13 protein-coding genes are annotated in these 17,040 nt (G+C 57.5%); 5 read left to right on the forward strand and 8 right to left on the reverse strand.

Going from position 1 to position 17,040, the window contains the following annotated elements; all coding sequences use genetic code 11:
- The 3 genes from ACR0E2_RS10170 to ACR0E2_RS10180 form a co-directional block, all read right to left on the reverse strand.
- Positions 1-1,527 (reverse strand): MFS transporter, encoded by a 1,527-nt coding sequence (locus ACR0E2_RS10170; protein ID WP_480446307.1) that lies wholly within the window; start codon positions 1,525-1,527, stop codon positions 1-3.
- Positions 1,528-1,605: 78 nt separating this feature from the next.
- Positions 1,606-1,965: a hypothetical protein gene (locus tag ACR0E2_RS10175; protein WP_480446308.1), complete on the reverse strand. Its 360-nt coding sequence runs from the start codon at positions 1,963-1,965 to the stop codon at positions 1,606-1,608.
- An 11-nt stretch (positions 1,966-1,976) separates the two neighbouring features.
- A complete protein-coding gene (locus ACR0E2_RS10180; RefSeq protein ID WP_480446309.1) occupies positions 1,977-2,738 on the reverse strand; it encodes a DUF6478 family protein in 762 nt (253 codons plus the stop codon).
- Between the two features lie 252 nt (positions 2,739-2,990).
- Between ACR0E2_RS10180 and ACR0E2_RS10185 the strand changes: the two genes are divergently transcribed.
- The 4 genes from ACR0E2_RS10185 to ACR0E2_RS10200 are packed head-to-tail and all read left to right on the forward strand — an operon-like array spanning position 2,991 to position 9,236.
- Positions 2,991-6,098 carry an ABC transporter transmembrane domain-containing protein gene (locus ACR0E2_RS10185; protein WP_480446310.1) on the forward strand — a complete coding sequence of 1,036 codons (3,108 nt, stop codon included), beginning with the start codon at positions 2,991-2,993 and terminating at the stop codon, positions 6,096-6,098.
- Positions 6,091-6,975, forward strand: coding sequence for a CPBP family intramembrane glutamic endopeptidase (locus tag ACR0E2_RS10190; RefSeq protein WP_480446311.1), 885 nt, complete (start codon positions 6,091-6,093; stop codon positions 6,973-6,975). Before ACR0E2_RS10185 ends, ACR0E2_RS10190 begins: the two co-directional genes overlap by 8 nt.
- Before the next feature lie 60 nt (positions 6,976-7,035).
- Entirely contained in the window at positions 7,036-7,965 is a 930-nt protein-coding gene (gene accD, locus ACR0E2_RS10195) for an acetyl-CoA carboxylase, carboxyltransferase subunit beta (RefSeq protein ID WP_171205075.1), read from the forward strand.
- The gene (locus ACR0E2_RS10200) at positions 7,962-9,236 is read left to right on the forward strand and encodes a bifunctional folylpolyglutamate synthase/dihydrofolate synthase (RefSeq protein ID WP_480446312.1); all 1,275 of its coding nucleotides are present in this window, start codon (positions 7,962-7,964) and stop codon (positions 9,234-9,236) included. Before accD ends, ACR0E2_RS10200 begins: the two co-directional genes overlap by 4 nt.
- A 64-nt stretch (positions 9,237-9,300) precedes the next feature.
- Here the strand turns inward: ACR0E2_RS10200 and zapE are convergent, their stop codons facing one another.
- Positions 9,301-10,368 carry a cell division protein ZapE gene (zapE, locus tag ACR0E2_RS10205; protein WP_480446313.1) on the reverse strand — a complete coding sequence of 356 codons (1,068 nt, stop codon included), beginning with the start codon at positions 10,366-10,368 and terminating at the stop codon, positions 9,301-9,303.
- A gap of 148 nt (positions 10,369-10,516) precedes the next feature.
- On the opposite strand from zapE, the gene ACR0E2_RS10210 reads away from it, so the two are divergent.
- Positions 10,517-11,752 carry an MFS transporter gene (locus tag ACR0E2_RS10210; RefSeq protein ID WP_480446314.1) on the forward strand — a complete coding sequence of 412 codons (1,236 nt, stop codon included), beginning with the start codon at positions 10,517-10,519 and terminating at the stop codon, positions 11,750-11,752.
- 45 nt (positions 11,753-11,797) lie between these two features.
- On the opposite strand, the gene ACR0E2_RS10215 is transcribed toward ACR0E2_RS10210, so the two are convergent.
- The 4 genes from ACR0E2_RS10215 to sthA form a co-directional block, all read right to left on the reverse strand.
- Positions 11,798-13,837 (reverse strand): bifunctional aldolase/short-chain dehydrogenase, encoded by a 2,040-nt coding sequence (locus ACR0E2_RS10215; RefSeq protein WP_480446315.1) that lies wholly within the window; start codon positions 13,835-13,837, stop codon positions 11,798-11,800.
- A gap of 75 nt (positions 13,838-13,912) precedes the next feature.
- Entirely contained in the window at positions 13,913-15,007 is a 1,095-nt protein-coding gene (gene mtnA / locus ACR0E2_RS10220) for an S-methyl-5-thioribose-1-phosphate isomerase (RefSeq protein ID WP_480446316.1), read from the reverse strand.
- A 121-nt stretch (positions 15,008-15,128) separates the two neighbouring features.
- Entirely contained in the window at positions 15,129-15,584 is a 456-nt protein-coding gene (locus ACR0E2_RS10225) for a YaiI/YqxD family protein (protein ID WP_480446317.1), read from the reverse strand.
- Positions 15,581-17,038, reverse strand: coding sequence for a Si-specific NAD(P)(+) transhydrogenase (gene sthA / locus ACR0E2_RS10230; protein WP_171230389.1), 1,458 nt, complete (start codon positions 17,036-17,038; stop codon positions 15,581-15,583). Before sthA ends, ACR0E2_RS10225 begins: the two co-directional genes overlap by 4 nt.
- Positions 17,039-17,040 lie beyond the last annotated feature (2 nt).

Raw genomic sequence — 17,040 nt, forward strand, 5'->3', positions numbered from 1 at the left:
TCAGCTTTCGATCCGGTGCAGTTTTTTTTCGTCGAGAAGCAGCGCCAGAACGAGACCGACCGAGACGGACAAGGCCGAAAAGACGAAAGCCATACTCATCCCGCTGTCAAACGCCGCCGACAATGCCCGTTGAACCGTCTCTGCTTCGCTGGATGACAACCGGCTGATAACCGCATGGGCGGACGGCGTATCAAGTGTTCCGCCGTTGATCGTGCGAAGCTCTGCTTCGGTCAACTTGATGCCCGAAGCGGCCACATACTGGCGAAGCTCAGACAGGCTGACGACGTACATAATGGCGGTGGCACAGGCGACAGAGATTGCGCCGTAAACCAGGTGGGTCATGAAGCTCAGGCCGCCAACCAGCCCAGCCCGTTCCGGCTTTACGGCACACATTGCAGCAGTTCCGGACGGCCCAACCGTCAATGTTGCGCCCAGCCCGATCATCGCCATGCCGGGCAGGATGCGAAAGTACCCCAGATCACCGGGCAGCACGACAATGGTCGCAGCGCCGATCGTTGCGATCAGATATCCCCAAAACAGCAGCCGCTTGGGGCCGAAATCATTGTAAAGCGTGCCCGAAACAATTGATCCCACGGCAAGCAACACGGTCAGCGGCGCCAAGCCCAGTGCCGATTCAAACGTCGACCAGCCCAGCACCTTTTGCATGTATTGGGGAAAATACAGCAGCCCCACAAATGCCGCGGACACGTTGAACATGTTCAGGCCAAGGGTGATGCGAAACTCGCGGTTTTGCATCATCTGCGGCAAAAGCAGCGGCTCTGTCACGCGTTTCTCGACTTTGGGGAACAGAATGAAAAGCGCAGCGCTGGTGAAAAACAGCATCAACAACGGAACGGACGTCCACCCCCAGTCCGCGCCCACATCCAAACCGTAAAGCAGCAGCAAAACGGCAAAGGACAACACACCCATTCCGGCGAGGTCGAGGTGTTCATCCGGTTTGTGCTGTGTTTCGCGCTCCATCAGGATCAGCGCGGTGGCCATCGAAATGCAGGAAAAGACCACATTGGCGAGGAAAAAGTAGCGCCACTCTCCCAAGTTCACGGCCAATCCGCTGAGCATCGGACCAAACACGTTTCCGGTGGTCACACCTGCTAGAATTAGCCCCATCACCAAGGCTCGATGTTCTGGCTTTGATACTTTGGTTGCCCCGAAGGCCAGCGTGCAGGGCCACACACAACCCGCGCCGATGCCTTGCAGCGCACGCGCAATGACAAGAAAATCAAGACTGGGCGAAACAAAGCACATGACCGAGGAAAACAGAAAGATCGACAGGCCAAAAAGCATCATTCTGCGGTGGCCATACATGTCGCCAAGCCGTCCGCCTGCGACCATGGTCATGGCGAAAAACAAGGCATAGATGTTCAGAACCCATTGGGTGCTGGTGATGTCGGCGTCAAAGCTGCTTTCGATCGCAGGCACCAGCATCAGGGCGCCGGTAAAATCAATACCGATGCCAAATCCGGTAACCATCAAAGCGATGACTTTGACTATGCTGCTGCGATCCATGACAAGGCGCGATCCGCTCTGAAAACGCCAATGATGCACGAATCTGGCAAGATTGACAGGAAAACTAGCAGGAACGGATTAGGGGTCGTCTCGGCAAATCCGGCGGAAAGCGCGTTTCAGCATATCCAGTTCAGCCCGCAGCAAATCAATTTCGGCCCTTAGATCATCTGCGGCGGGCTCACCGGCAATCACCGTGAAGCTTCCCAGTTTTTCGGTTGTGGCTGCATCTGCAACGACGAACGTGTGCACGCCTTCGGATAGGGCTGCAACAGGCACCTGTATGCGCAAGTCCCATCCGTCTTCTGCGGGCGACAGGTCAACATCGCTCAGGGTTTCGCCCTGATAGCTTACCTCGGGGTTAGGCGTACTGCTGGCTTGAATGTGGCCTTGCCAGACTCCGTTTTCGAACCGTATGAAGGTTAGCTTGGTCTGCGTCATGACTGATCTTCTCACAAATCGGCACGATGAAAACGGCAAAACGTAAGATCCCGCACCACCGTGCGGTTCATCTCGGGCGTTTCAAAAATCAAATCCAGCCAGATTTTTTCGATCCTGCGCTCATTCAGGGGGAGATGCGCCAGATCAAAATCCACGGCCTTTGATACCTCGCTGGGATCAAGGCTTCGCAACACCTGTTCCATATTGGGCCCGTGCTGAATGTTGAGGCGCGCGAAAACGCCCGATGGCTTTTCACACTCGATCAGGGTTTCCAGCCTCACAAGATGCTCGCGCGTTAGATGAATTGCAGCATCCACAGGCAATTCAACCGAAACGGACAGGAAGGACCCCCCAAAGCTGAAAACCTCGATCACGAGACTGAACGGAGCCAGATCTCTGTCCCCTCTATTCCGGACTTGCCGAACGGCAATTTCAGAAAGCGGGCAGTCGTGGAACACGCTGACCTGACTGTCCAGAACGGTCTTTCGCGGGGCCGAAGCCACACCCGGTTGCGTCAGGGGCGCACGCCATAGGTCGGGGCGGCAGCTCCAGTCTGTTCCGACGGGTTTGGGAAACTGCGTTGACCCAATCGTTGGCCGGATCAGGCGACTGTCCGCCTGCTGAATCAGATGATCAAGATGCCTGCGCAAGCCGCGGGCCTGATCCCGTTGCAAGCGCAAATCTGCCTGGCTGGCATACGGCGCCTGATGCGCGGCTCGACGCCAGCGCCCCAGAATCTTGCGATGAAAATAGCGATCCAGAATCCTGCCCATGGCCACGTCGTCCGATAATGCCCGGCCTTAGTCAAGGACAACAGCATGAACAAAGCCGCAATAACGGAATTGCTATCGAAGCCTTGTGTTTTCCTGTTGGGGTCCCTCCATAATTTGGTTAGGCGCAACATGCTGAAACTGAACCGGTCTATTCTTGCAATGTACCGGGTCAGTGCTTACCGTTTGGCTCCTGCAAAGTGGGTCATCCCAAGAACAGCCACACAACAGTTTAGCGCATGACAAGGCCAGGTTATGGAGTCCACTTTATTTGCCTTCATTTGGAAGTATTCGAAGAAACAGCAACTTGTTCTTCTTCTGCTGACGGTCCTGTCGTTCCCGTTTCTTTACGCCTCGCTGGAACTGCCCAAACAAATCATCAACGACGCAATTGGCGCGCCGGGTGACACGGTAACCATATGGAACTTCACCGTGACGCAGGTTCAGTATCTGATGATACTGTGTGTTGCGTTCCTGGCGACGGTGATCGTGAGCGGTGTCATGAAGATGCGCATCAACACGATGAAGGGCGTCCTTGCCGAGCGCATGCTGCGGCGCCTGCGCTATACGTTGATCCAACGGTCGATGCGGTTTCCGAAATCCTATTTTGCGACCACCAGCCAGGGTGAGCTGGTATCGATGATCACGTCCGAGGCCGAACCGATGGGTGGCCTGATGGGGGATGCCATCGCGCAGCCGGTTTTCCAGTTCGGCCAGATGATGACGATCGTCACCTTCCTGTTCATGCAAAGCGTTTGGTTCGGACTTGCCAGTATCGCGCTGATCCCGCTTCAGGCCTGGCTGATCCCCAAGCTTCAGCGGCAAATCAACCTTCTGAACAAGGACCGCATTCAGGAAGTTCGACGTCTGAGCTCGGAGATCGGCGAAACTGCGGCGGGTATCAGCGATCTGCGGACCAACGGAGGGTGGCGCTATCGCCTTGCGCAATTCAGCCATCGGCTGGGGAAGCTGTTCGAGATCCGCTTCAAGATCTACAACAAAAAATTCTTCATGAAGTTCCTCAACAACCTGATAACTCAGATGACACCCTTCCTGTTTTATTCAGTGGGTGGATATCTGGCGATTACCGGTGAGGTGACCGTAGGTGCGCTGGTTGCCGCGTTGGGCGCCTACAAGGATCTGAGCGGCCCATGGAAGGATCTGCTGACCTATTACAATCAGGTACAGGACATGTCTTTGCGGTGGGAAATCGTCACCGAGAGATTTGCGCCGGACAACATGATGCCGGAAGAGCTTTTCGAGGGTGAGCCTGAAACCATTCCGCGTCTGACTGGCGACATAGAGCTGCGAAATGTGACGGTTCGCGACAGCGATGGTAAAACCGTTCTCGAAGATCTCGATCTGACCATTCCGCGCGGCGCGCGCGTCGCAATTCAGTCTGGACAGGCGTCGGAACGCAGTGCGTTGGGACAGCTTCTGACTCGTGAGGTGTTGCCGGCTCAGGGTGAGGTGATCATAGCCGGGCATAATCTGCGCGGTCTGCATCAGGCCGTCATCGCGGCCCGGATCGGCTATGCCTATTCGCGCCCTTATCTGTTTGACGGGACATTGGGCGACAACCTCATGATGCCTTTGCGCACGCATCCACGACACCAAGTAGATTCGCTCAAGGCCCCGACGCGGTGGCAGATCGAAGCTGTTCGTGCAGGCAATTCACCGGATTCACTGGACGATGAGTGGATTGACCCGGGCCTTGCCGGTCTTGACGATATCGACGACATACGTGACTGGTGGTTCCAGCTGGTGGAAGCGATGGGTATCGACGAGTTCATGTTCCGCCGCACTTTGCGTACGCAGTTCGACCCGGAAATTCACCCGATCCTGGCACAGGAAGTTGTCAATTTACGAGGGACCATCGCCGAGCGCCTGGCAGAAAAGGGGCTTGATCGATATGTGTACCGGTTCGACCCTGATCGCTTTAACCCGGCAGTTCCGCTGGGCGGAAACCTGTTGTTCGCGGCGCCATCCAAGGACATTTCTCCGGATATTTTGGCGGGTGACGAACGGTTCGTTCAGATGCTCAGATCCCATGATCTGGTTGACGACGTGATCAGCATCTCTCAGGCCGTCATGGACACGCTCAGCAAGACCTTCGGGCGGGACGGGGCGGATCACCCGCTTTTCCTTAGGCTTGGCATGTCCAAGGACATGTATCACAAATTGCTGGATATCGAAGAACGGCGCAAAGCCAAAGGTGATATGGCCGTGAGCGACCAGGAGCGCGCATTGCTATTGACGGTGCCGTTCCTGTTGACGGCGGAGCAGATCGGCCCAAACTTCCCGGAAGAATACAAGGAAAAGATTCTTTCCATCCGCAAAAGTCAGGCCAAGCGGCTGCGGGATGCGATGGGCGGCATGTTCATGTCAGTTGCGCCGGACATCTATGTGCCACGTCTGACCGTGATGGAAAATGCGATCTACGGCCGGGTTTCGTTGATGGCCGGTGCACACGCGGACGAAATAGAAGACGTTGTGGCCGAAGCCATGAACGAAGCCGGCCTGCGACGCCGTGCAGCTGCCATCATCTACGATCTGCCAGCAGGCCTGGGCGGGAACAATCTGCCGACCGTCTTTCAGGAGCGTGCCGCATTCTCTCGCGCGGGTATCAAACGGCCTGACGTCCTGATTCTGGACAGGGCCCTGGCAAGTCACGATTCCGAAAGCCGGTTGCGCACCCGCCTGAAACTGCGGGAATTGTTGCCGGATTCCATTATGATATTTATGGAAGATCACTTTGCACATCCCGAAGCGTATGATCTGTTTGTGGAAATCAAGGATGGCCGTATCGATGGTGTGTCACGATCCAAATCCCCGCAAGAAGACAGCACGTCGGACGATCTGAGCCGCAAGCTCGAGATCATTTCGGCGACCGAGTTGTTTTCCGGCGTGGATGGCCGCAACCAGCGGCTGCTGGCTTTCTCAGCGCAATGGTACGAAGCAGCAGCGGGGCAAGTCATCTTCTCGCGTGGTCAGGCGCCCGACGCGGCGTATCTGTGCGTCTCAGGGCAGGCCAGGCTGGACTGGCCCACGGATGATGGACAAAAACGCCCGATCTCGATAATCGAGCCCGGGCGACTGATCGGTGATCTCTCGATCATAACAGGAGAGCCCAGACAACTGGATCTGGTCGCCACCGAAGATTGCAGGTTCCTGCGTATCGGCGCCGAGGAACTGCGTGCCGTGGTCGAAAGCGACGCTTCGGTTGCTACGCAATTGCTACAGACTGTTGCGGGATATCTGACTACGTTGTCCACAAGAATCAATGCGGCGCAGAACCCCGAAGAGCTGCTCCCGACGATTACGGATCAGGCGATTCAGGAAAGCACGGATTATAATGCCTAAAGCATATTCCGCTCATGACCATCTGGTCGAAACCGCGCGCGGCAAACCGGAAATCTGGCGCCTGTTGCTGGGGCTCTTGCTGGTTGCCGTGCTGGTCAGCGTTCTGAACATGGTGTTTTTTACCGTGGTTGCCGGGATGGGTCCGGAAAGCTGGGCGCAGACGCTTCTGTTGGGCGGTTCACCCCTCGCGTTGCTGTTGCTGTTGGCCAGTTTCGGATTCATCATTCTGGGCGTGGCCGTCGCCGCGCGGCAGGTTCAGCACAGGTCTTTGGTGTCCATCGTGGGCGGGTACCGATTGGCTGCGGGCCAATTCCTCAAAGTGTTGAAAGCACTGCTTATTTTGGGCGCTGTCGGGTTCCTGCTGCCGCCTTATGGCTTTGGCGGATCTCTGTCGCAGAACCTGCCATTGTCAACCTGGCTTCTTCTTTTGCCGGTTTCGGCCTTGGTTGTTCTGGTGCAGACCAGCGCCGAAGAGCTGTTGTTCAGAGGCTATATTCAGCAAACCCTGGCAGCCAGATTCCAATCGCCTGTCATCTGGATGGGGGTACCATCCATCCTGTTTGCAGTTGGACATTACACACCGGACATGGCTGGCGACAACGCGTTGCTGATTGCGCTGTGGGCTTGCGTTTTCGGTCTGCTGACATCGGACCTAACGGCACGGGCGGGAACATTGGGGCCAGCTATCGCCTTGCATTTTTTCAACAACATCATTGCGTTGCTGTTCATCTCGTTGCCCGACAATCTGAACGGGCTGGCGCTGTTCACCCTTCCGTTCGATGCATCCGACGCCGAACAGCTTCGCCCCTGGCTTCTGGTGGACCTTGCCGTGATGTTCGTTTGCTGGCTGGCCGCGCGACTTGCGCTCAGGCGTTGATTGCAATTCCTTCCGTGGCGTCCTATTTGACGTCAACACCGCACAAGCCAAGGTTCCGACATGAACTGGATCACAAACTACGTCCGCCCCCGGATCAACTCGATCTTCTCACGCCGCGAAGTGCCTGAAAACCTCTGGCACAAATGCGACGAATGCGGAACGATGCTGTTCCATCGCGAGCTGGCGGAAAACCAGAATGTCTGCACACAGTGCGACCACCACATGGCGATCACACCGCGAGAGCGGTTCAAGCACTTGTTTGACGGCGGCATCTTTACCGAACTTGAAGTACCCGCGCCAAAAGACGACCCGTTGCAATTCCGCGATCAGAAGAAATACCCCGACCGCATGAAAGCAGCGCAGAAGAAGACCGGCGAAAAGGAAGCCATGCTGGTCGCCTTGGGTGAAATTGGCCGCACCCCCATTGTGGCCGCCGCGCAGGATTTTTCGTTCATGGGCGGATCGATGGGCATGTATGTCGGCAACGCGATCATCGCCGCCGCGCAGGAGGCGGTGAAACTCAAACGGCCGCTTATCCTTTTCTCGGCAGCCGGTGGCGCCCGTATGCAGGAAGGTATCCTCAGCCTGATGCAGATGCCGCGCACCACCGTGGCAGTCGAGATGCTGAAAGAAGCCAACCTGCCATATATCGTGGTACTGACTCATCCGACAACCGGTGGCGTTACTGCGTCTTATGCGATGCTGGGCGATGTCCATATCTCGGAACCCAACGCGCTGATCTGTTTTGCCGGGCCTCGCGTGATCGAGCAGACGATCCGCGAAAAACTGCCCGAAGGCTTTCAACGCGCCGAATACCTGCTGGATCACGGGATGCTGGACCGTGTCACCAGACGTACCGAAATGCGCGATGAACTGATTACCATCACGCGGATGCTGATGAATCTGCCGCCGGCGATCAAGGGCGATCTGCCTGCACCGGAACCAACCGACGCAATCGAGGCCCCCGCCGAAGAGACAGATCAGAAATGACGGCCAAGACGTCCGACGCCATCCTCGACCGGATGATGGCGCTGCACCCCAAGATCATTGATCTGACCTTGGACCGTGTCTGGCGTCTGCTGGAAGCACTGGACAATCCGCAGCTGAAATTGCCGCCGGTCATCCATATTGCCGGGACCAACGGCAAGGGCTCAACTCAGGCGATGATCAGAGCGGGGCTGGAAGGGGCGGGGCGCTTGGTACACGCCTATACCTCGCCGCATCTGGCCCGTTTTCATGAACGTATTCGATTGGCCGGAGTGCTGATCTCGGAGCCAGAGCTGACGGCGGTTCTGGATGAATGCTACTCTGCCAATGGCGGCGAAAACATCACTTATTTCGAGATCACCACATGCGCCGCCCTGTTGGCCTTTGCCCGCGCCAAGGCAGATTTCACATTGCTCGAGGTCGGGCTGGGCGGGCGTCTGGACGCCACAAACGTGATTGAAAACCCGGCCGTCACGGTTATTACCCCCGTATCCATCGACCATGAACAGTTCCTGGGTGATACTTTGGGCAAGATCGCGGCGGAAAAAGCGGGCATCATCAAGCCCGGCGTTCCGTGCATTGTCGGCCCGCAACAGGACGAAGCGCTTGAGGTCATCGAATACACGGCCGCCCGATTGGGTGCGCCTTTGTTGGTTCATGGTCAGCACTGGCACGTGCAGGAAGAAAACGGGCGTCTGATCTATCAGGACGAAACCGGTTTGCGGGATGTGCCTCTGCCCAACCTTCTGGGCGCACATCAGATTCAGAATGCGGGCGCAGCGTTGGCTGTTCTGCGCCATCTGAACATGGGCGACGACGCATACGAAGCTGCCGTGACCAAGGCCGAATGGCCGGCGCGAATGCAGCGTCTGAAATCCGGCCCGCTCGTCGATCAGGCCCCGCAGGCCGAGATTTGGCTGGATGGTGGTCACAACGCCGCCGCCGGAATCGCGTTGGCGGACGTGCTGACGAACCTGCCGCAAAAACCCACGCACATGATCTGCGGCATGCTCAACACCAAGGATGTGACAGGGTATCTGGCACCTCTGGCAGAAAAGGCGACAAGTCTGACAGCCGTGTCCATTCCGGGTGAGACCGCAACGCTCAGCGCGGAAGAAACCGCTGCGGCTGCGGCCAGGGTCAACCTTCCCGCAACCACCGCAGACAGCGTAGCAGACGCATTGAAAGTGATCACGGACACTGACCCGCAGGCGCGGGTTCTGATCTGCGGCTCGCTCTATCTGGCTGGAAAAATTCTGCAAGAAAACGGGTAGGCGCGTTCCGGCCTCATGATCTGGCTGGCACTGTCTTGGATGCGGCGCGGGCGATACGGGCGGATCAGCGCCCCTGTCGCCCCCAATCCTGATCCTGCATTTCCCGCAGGCGTGATGCCGTGCGTTCAAATTCGAAGGTTCCTTCACCTTCGACATACAGCATCTCGGGTTCCGCCGCAGCCGAACAGATCAAACGCACCCTGGCTTCGTAAAGCGCATCAATCAGGGTGACGAAACGCTTGGCCTCGTTGAAATTGTTGCGCGACAGGCGCGGGATGTCCTCAAGCACCAGCACCTTTACCTCTTCAGCGATCGCCAGATAATCACCCGGCCCAAGCATGCGGCCACACAGATCATAGAATGAAGCCCGCGCCACCCCGTTGCGAAAGGCGGGCAATTCGACGGCCCGGCCTTTGACGTGCAACACAAGCGGATCAGCGGGTCCGCCGGCAAGATCTGTCCAGACCTCTCTGATCTTCTGCCGGGCTTCTGGGCCAATCGGAGTGAAATAGACCGGGGCACCCTCCAACCGGTTCTGCCGATAGTCCGTGGGCGACACCAATTCCCACACCTGCAACTGCTCTTTGATATGGGCGATGAAGGGCAGGAACAGCTGCCGGTTTAGCCCATCCTTGTACAGATCGTCGGGATGCCTGTTCGACGTGGTAACCACGACCACGCCGCCCTCGTGCAGCAAGTCAAACAGCCTCCCGACAATCATTGCGTCCGTAATGTCGGTGATCTGCATTTCGTCAAACGCGAGCAGGCGAACTGAATTGACCACCTCCTGCGCCACCGGTGCCAGGGCATCCTCGACATTCTGTTGCCGGGCCTTGTGCATTCCAGCGTGAATTTCCTGCATGAAAGCGTGAAAATGCACGCGTCGTGCCGGGATATTGTCCAGTGTGTCGACGAACATGTCCATCAGCATGGATTTCCCACGCCCGACACCGCCCCACAGGTACAGTCCTTTGGGTGGCGGAGGCGCCTTGCGGAAGAGCCCGCGTTTTACCGGCTTGGACAGCGCCGCCCGGATACGTTCGAATTGGGGCAGAACGGCCTCTTGCGCGCCGTCGCGTGTCAGCGTTCCGTCCGCGATGCGGGCCTCGTAAAGCGAAATAAGATCCGTCATGAATCCGAGCCTTACCCGTCGCCTCGGCCGTTGAAAAGAAGCCATTTTTGGCGACACATCAATTTTGTTTATCCGTGACCGCAAATCTGCTGAATTGACGGTGACACCAAAAGTAATACGGTCCTTCGGACGTAACGCCTGAGGTCCCATGTCCCGATCCGCCCGCTTGTTGAATCCGATTCTGATTGTCGGATGTATCATCATAACGGTCAGCTTCGCCGTTCGTGCGTCGTTCGGTGTATTCCAGATTCCGATAGCCGATGAGTTCGGCTGGCTTCGGACCGATTTCTCGATGGCGATTGCAATTCAGAATCTGGCCTGGGGCATCGGGCAGCCGATCTTTGCCGCGATTGCCGAAAAGGTGGGCGACCGCCGAGCCATCATCCTCGGCGCTCTCACCTACGCGGCCGGCATGGTGCTGACGGCGTGGTCCGTTACGCCGTTCGAGCATCAGATATACGCGTGGCTGGTGGGTTTCGGCATCGCCGGGACCGGGTTTGGTGTGGTTCTGGCGGTTGTCGGACGCGCGTCCACCGATGAAAACCGGTCCATGTCGCTGGCCATTGTTACCGCCGCGGGCAGCTTTGGGCAGGTTCTGGGGGCGCCGACCGCCGAATGGCTGCTGACTTTCCTGCCTTGGCAGCAGGTTTTTGTCCTGTTCGCCGCGGCAATTCTTGCCCTTGTGCTGACCTTGCCCTTCATGCGCGCACCCCAGCCCGTTTCGAAAGCAGAGATGCAAGAAAGCATGAGCGAGATTCTGGGCAAAGCGTTCCGCGATCCTTCCTATGCGCTGATATTTCTGGGTTTTTTCAGCTGCGGATACCAGCTGGGCTTCATCACCGCGCATTTCCCGGCTTTCGTGACCGAGATGTGTGGACCAATCCAACCCGGAGGCGTACTGCACTCCATCGGGATCACCTCCACATCCGCACTTGGTGCGGTGTCGATTTCCTTGATCGGTCTGGCCAATATCGGCGGCACGCTACTGGCGGGTTGGGCCGGCAACCACTTTCCGAAAAAATACCTTCTGGCAGCGGTTTATACGGGCCGGACGATTGCGGCGGCTTTGTTCATCGTGTTCCCGATCACACCCCTTACGGTCATCGTGTTCTCGCTGGTGATGGGATCGCTTTGGCTGGCCACCGTGCCGCTGACTTCGGGGCTCGTCGCGCATCTATACGGTCTGCGCTACATGGGAACGCTCTATGGCTTTATCTTCTTGAGCCACCAGATCGGCAGCTTCCTGGGCGTCTGGCTTGGCGGACGCATGTATGACCAGTATGGCGACTACAACATGGTTTGGTGGATCGGGGTCGCGATCGGTGCCTTCAGCGCCATAGTCCACCTGCCGATCCGCGAGAACCGAACAGCAGTTCCTGCCTGAGGAACATCAATACGCCACAGGCAGGGAACCAATCGGGCAAAGGTGTTACCGAAGTTCGGCCTCGGTGTTGCCGCCATCCACAGTCACGACATGACCGGTGGTGCGTTCCATCAGCGCCAGCGCAACAAAGGCGTCCGCGACATGCTTCGCCTCGACTTCGCGGCCCAGCAGGTTGCCTGACATATAGGTCTCCTCGGAAACGCCACGTGCGGCAGCGCGTTCCTGAATGAACCCATCCGTCAGCAGGCCAGAGCGAATTCGGTCTGCATTCACCCCGTTCACACGGATTCCATATTCGGCCAATTCAAGCGTCAACTGGCGCGATAGGAACAGGGTGGCGGCTTTTGGCGTGCCATAGGCCCCCATGTTCCGCCCCGGGTTGATCGCCTGTTTAGAGATATTGAACAAGATCTGACCGCCGCGGCCCTGAGCTTGCATCACTCGGGCAGCCTGTGTCGCAAATGCCTTGTGCGCGAAGAAATTCAGTTCAAAAGCCGCACGGAATTCGTCGTCGCCAAGATCCAGCAAAGCGCCCGAAGTCGCCGACCCGGCATTCGATACCATTACATCGATTCCACCAAACCGGTGTATCGCCGCCGCAATCGCGGCATCTGCGGCGCCTCTCTCGGTTACGTCGCAGGCATATGTCGAATGCCATGTGCCAAGTGTCGATTTGGCTTCGGCCAACGCACGTTCATCCTGGTCCACCAGAACGACATTTGCACCGGCGTCAGCAAAGGCCCTGGCGGTGGCCAGACCTATCGCCCCTGCACCGCCGGTCACCATCACAATCCTGCCCTGAAGCGGAGGTGGTGAGCTTTTGCCCAGCTTCGCCTGTTCCAAGGACCAGTATTCACAATCAAAGCGATCTTTTTCATTGATGGGAAAAAAACCGCCCGCGTCTTCGCCCACTGTTCGAACCCGCAGGTTTTGTTCCGCAAGATCTGCCGCTGCCGAGGCAGCCTTTGCGTTCGGGCCCATTCCCAGGATCCCCACGCCCTCGATCCAGGCATGCTTGGGGTCTTGGGGCAGCAGTTTCTTGGGTTCGTCAGCCTGCGGCGCCTGCCGTTCAAAATACGCCCGATAGTCTTTGGCAAATTCTTCGACCTTTGCCTTGATCCGCGACCGCCCCCCAGACAAATCCGGCGCGCGCAATACAAGCGGGCAGCCTTTTGTCCGCAACACGTGATCCGGCGACGCCATGCCCCGCTGGGCCAATGAATCAATATCCGGACGATCGAAAAACTGCATGACATCCGGCCCGTTGCGGAGGTCAAAAACCGGCATCGGGTCATCCCGTTGGGCCGCCACTTCGGCGATGACCCCGCGCAGGATCGGCAATGCCTCAAGATTTTCAGCCGGATCGCGACGGCCAATTGTCGTCAGGTCCTTCATTCCGAAATAGGCAGCAACCTCGTTGGTATGCGCCACGATCCGGTCATAGCTTTCCTGCGCCGTCGCACCGAACGTGAAATGCCCGTGCTGAAGCAGCAGAAGCCCTTCGACATTCGGGTTTTCGTCAAATACCTCGGCCGCCTTTTTGGCCAACCCGAAGCCAGGCATGATATAGGGCACAATGCCCAGTCGGTCGCCAAAAATCTCGCGGCAGACGTCCTCGGCATTTGGCAGATTGGCAAGCACCAGAAAGGGTGTCGCATGCGTATGATCCACATATTTGTGCGGCAGAAATGCATGCAACAGAGTTTCCACAGAGGGGTTCGGAGAACCCGAATCCAACAGATTGGCGCGCTGAACATTGACCATCTGCGCATCTGACAGATGGTCCAGTGCGCGCAGTTTCATCAAAGGATCAAGCCACACGCCCGGCAGGCCCGGTGCCTCGATGCTGTCCAGATCCCACCCAGATCCCTTGACGTGCAGAACGCGCTGTGGATCGCCGAACAGATCAGGGCGTTCCAGTTTGACCGACGTGTTGCCTCCTCCGTGCATCAGGAGGTCCGGGTTCTGACCGATCAGCCGCGAGGTATAGACACGTTCGCCCAGTTCCTGATCTGCGGGGTCTGTTCCGGCCCGATCACGCCATTTCCGTGCCTCGTCGGCCCTGTACCAGTTTTCAATCATCATTCATTCTCAGCAAGTTAAGCGGGTGCATGATCTGCGGGGGCGATTGCACAATTCAGGACTGTGCTAAACAAAGTGTTAACCAGCCCGTTCGGGAAACAACCGGGCAAGCCCGTCGGCAGACGCCTCGCTGACGCCTCGCTCGGTGATAAGCCCCGTCACCAGCCGGTTTGGGGTGACATCAAAGGCAGGATTGCCACCTTCCGTGCCGTCTGGTGTCACGCGTACATCCGAGATGTTCCCCTGCCCATCAACCCCCATGACATGGGTGACTTCCCTGGCATTACGTTCTTCGATCGGGATTTCGGCCACACCGTCGCGAACGGTCCAGTCAATCGTAGGAGAGGGCAGGGCGACGTAAAATGGCACACCGTTGTCCCGCGCAGCCAAAGCTTTCAGATAGGTCCCGATCTTGTTGCAAACATCACCTTGGGCCGTAGTTCGGTCCGTGCCTGTAATCACCAAATCAACCAGGCCGTGCTGCATCAAATGACCGCCGGCATTGTCCACGATGTAACGGTGGGGAATGCCATGTTCGCCCAATTCCCAGGATGTCAGCGCGCCCTGGTTGCGCGGTCTGGTTTCATCCACCCAGACGTGCAAGGGGATGCCCGCGTCATGTGCGTGATACATCGGGCTTGTGGCCGTGCCCCAATCCACGGTCGCCAGCCATCCCGCATTGCAATGCGTCAGCAACCGAACCGGTTCACCGGCGGGTTTTCGGGCCGCGATATCCTTGATCAGTTCCAACCCGTGCCGGCCGATTGCGGCGTTGATCTCGACATCTTCGTCTGCAATCTCCTGCGCCAGCGACCAGGCGCGCTCGGCACGGTCACCCGGAGCAAGCGGCATCAGCGCTTCTCGGCATCTGTCCAATGCCCAGCGCAGGTTGATTGCCGTGGGTCGGGTTGCATGCAAAACGTCATACGCGGCGTCAAAGGAGGCTTCGGAGCTGTCCCGAGACATCTGCTCGGCAATTCCAAACGCAGCGGTCGCGCCTATCAAGGGTGCGCCCCTGACCCACATATCCCGTATCGCAGCTGCAAATTCATCAAGCGTTTTCAGGGTTACGACCCGAAAATCATGCGGCAACCACCTTTGGTCTATGATCCGAACCACGCCTTCCGGTTTGTCCCACCAAATAGACCGATAATGGGTGCCTTGTACTTTCATAACGCAGTCTCCGTATTCGAAAAGCCTGATCGGAATTCAAGCACAGGGTGCGTTCTAATGAGGTACTTGTAAACGGGCGTTTCGGTATTCGGGTTAGTATTTGATCTGGCAAAAGGAATGGTCATCCCTTTCTGGCGGCACGTATTTCTCGTTCCAAGGCGTCCAGAAACCGCGAGCGGTCGGCTTTGCCGAAGGGTCGCCCACCGCCGCCGGTTCCCAACGGATTGGCCGCGCGCAGATCGGCCATCAAGTCACGCATTGCCAGTTGTTGGCCAATATTTGCCGCAGTGAAGGTTTCACCATTCGGGCGCAGCACGCGTGCACCCGCTTTGACGCATTTTGCGGCCAAAGGGATGTCGGAAGTTATGACGACATCCCCTTGTCCACAGCGTTCGGCAATCCATTTATCGGCCTCATCCGCGCCTTCGGAAACGACAATGACCTGTACCAGCGGGTTGGCCGATGGACGAAGCCCGCCATTGGACACCAGCGCCATCGGCACTTTGTGCCGCGTCGCGACCCGTTCGGCCTCGGCTTTTACGGGACAGGCATCGCCATCGACATACAACGTCGTCACGCCTTCTTTGCCTCTTTCTTTGCTGGTTCCACCGGTTTCTTTTTGACTTTGAATTCCTCGGGTATAGGCATGCGGTTGAACGCATCCAGGCCCGCGATTTTATACGCTTCGGCAAGTGTCGGGTAGTTGAACGTGTTCTGAACGAAGTAGTCCACCGTACCTTTCAGGTTCAGCACGGCCTGCGCGATATGGATCAACTCCGTCGCGCCTTCGCCAACGATCTGGACACCCAGCACCCTGCGGGTCTTGAGCGAGAACAGCATCTTCAACATGCCGTGTTCCAGCCCCATGATATGCCCGCGAGAGGTCTCGCGGAATCGCGCGACGCCGACCTCGTAGGGGATGTTGCGCTCCTGCAATTCTTCTTCCGACATTCCGCAGGTTGATATTTCGGGCACTGAATAGATGCCATAGGGGTACCACGGGCTTTCCGGCAGCGTGGGCGTTTCAAGCGCGTGACAGGCAGCCACGCGCCCCTGCTGCAAAGAGGTCGATGCCAGCGACGGATGTCCGATGACATCGCCCGTGGCATAGATATGCGGTACCGCCGTTTGATATGTCTTGCGGTCTACCTTGATCCGGTTGCGGTGGTCCGTCTCCAGTCCGACGGCATCCAGATTGAGTTTGGACGTCGCCCCCATGCGTCCGGCCGCAAACAGAAGCATTTCAGCGCGAACGTGGCGACCGTTTTCAAGGGTCACTTCCACATGTTCACCGGCGTCTTCAATCTTCTCGACAGCCGAGCCCAAACGCAGGTCGACACCGTTTTCCCGGATCTGATGGGTAAAGTCGTGGATCAACCGGCTGTCGATGAAATCCAGAAACGTGTCGCGCGGTTCAATCAGCGTTACACGCACGTCCAGGGCTGAAAACATCGTGGCATATTCCACGCCAATGACCCCGGCACCGATAACGACCAGCGAGCGCGGAATCTCTGCCATTTCCAGAAATTCGTCACCATCCACCACCGTCTTGCCGTTGAACGGGACATAATCCGGGCGATAGGTTTTCGTGCCTGTCGCAATCAGGAACTTCGCGGCCGTCACGCGCGTTGTTTCCCCGGCATCGGTTGCGACCTCTACTTCGTGCGGCCCGACAAATCTGGCCAGACCGTCCAGGGTTTCGACGTGGTTCCTGTTGAACTGATGCTCCAACACATCGACTTCATGGTCGAGGGTCATATGCAGGCGGGCTTTCAAGTCTTCCGCCCGGATCTGATCCTTTACCCGGTATGAACGCCCGTAAAAGCTGCGCTCGCGCCAGCCCGACAGGTTCAGAACGGTTTCGCGCAGGGTCTTGGACGGAATCGTACCGGTGTGGACAGAGACGCCACCAAAACGGTCTTTGCGGTCGATGACCAGCACACGCCGTTTCAGTTTGCCTGCCTGAATCGCCGCAGAACGCCCTGAAGGCCCCGACCCTATGATGATCAGGTCATAATCGTAATTGCTCATCC

Source organism: Ruegeria sp. A4, assembly GCF_056543025.1.

Excerpts from the sequence above, each read along its gene's own strand:
- ACR0E2_RS10200 (WP_480446312.1), top strand. The coding sequence starts at position 7,962 with ATGACGGCCAAGACGTCCGACGCCATCCTCGACCGGATGATGGCGCTG.
- ACR0E2_RS10175 (WP_480446308.1), bottom strand. The coding sequence starts at position 1,965 with ATGACGCAGACCAAGCTAACCTTCATACGGTTCGAAAACGGAGTCTGG.
- ACR0E2_RS10210 (WP_480446314.1), top strand. The coding sequence starts at position 10,517 with ATGTCCCGATCCGCCCGCTTGTTGAATCCGATTCTGATTGTCGGATGT.
- ACR0E2_RS10190 (WP_480446311.1), top strand. The coding sequence starts at position 6,091 with ATGCCTAAAGCATATTCCGCTCATGACCATCTGGTCGAAACCGCGCGC.
- sthA (WP_171230389.1), bottom strand. The coding sequence starts at position 17,038 with ATGAGCAATTACGATTATGACCTGATCATCATAGGGTCGGGGCCTTCA.
- ACR0E2_RS10180 (WP_480446309.1), bottom strand. The coding sequence starts at position 2,738 with ATGGGCAGGATTCTGGATCGCTATTTTCATCGCAAGATTCTGGGGCGC.
- accD (WP_171205075.1), top strand. The coding sequence starts at position 7,036 with ATGAACTGGATCACAAACTACGTCCGCCCCCGGATCAACTCGATCTTC.
- ACR0E2_RS10215 (WP_480446315.1), bottom strand. The coding sequence starts at position 13,837 with ATGATGATTGAAAACTGGTACAGGGCCGACGAGGCACGGAAATGGCGT.
- ACR0E2_RS10185 (WP_480446310.1), top strand. The coding sequence starts at position 2,991 with ATGGAGTCCACTTTATTTGCCTTCATTTGGAAGTATTCGAAGAAACAG.
- ACR0E2_RS10170 (WP_480446307.1), bottom strand. The coding sequence starts at position 1,527 with ATGGATCGCAGCAGCATAGTCAAAGTCATCGCTTTGATGGTTACCGGA.
- zapE (WP_480446313.1), bottom strand. The coding sequence starts at position 10,368 with ATGACGGATCTTATTTCGCTTTACGAGGCCCGCATCGCGGACGGAACG.
- mtnA (WP_480446316.1), bottom strand. The coding sequence starts at position 15,007 with ATGAAAGTACAAGGCACCCATTATCGGTCTATTTGGTGGGACAAACCG.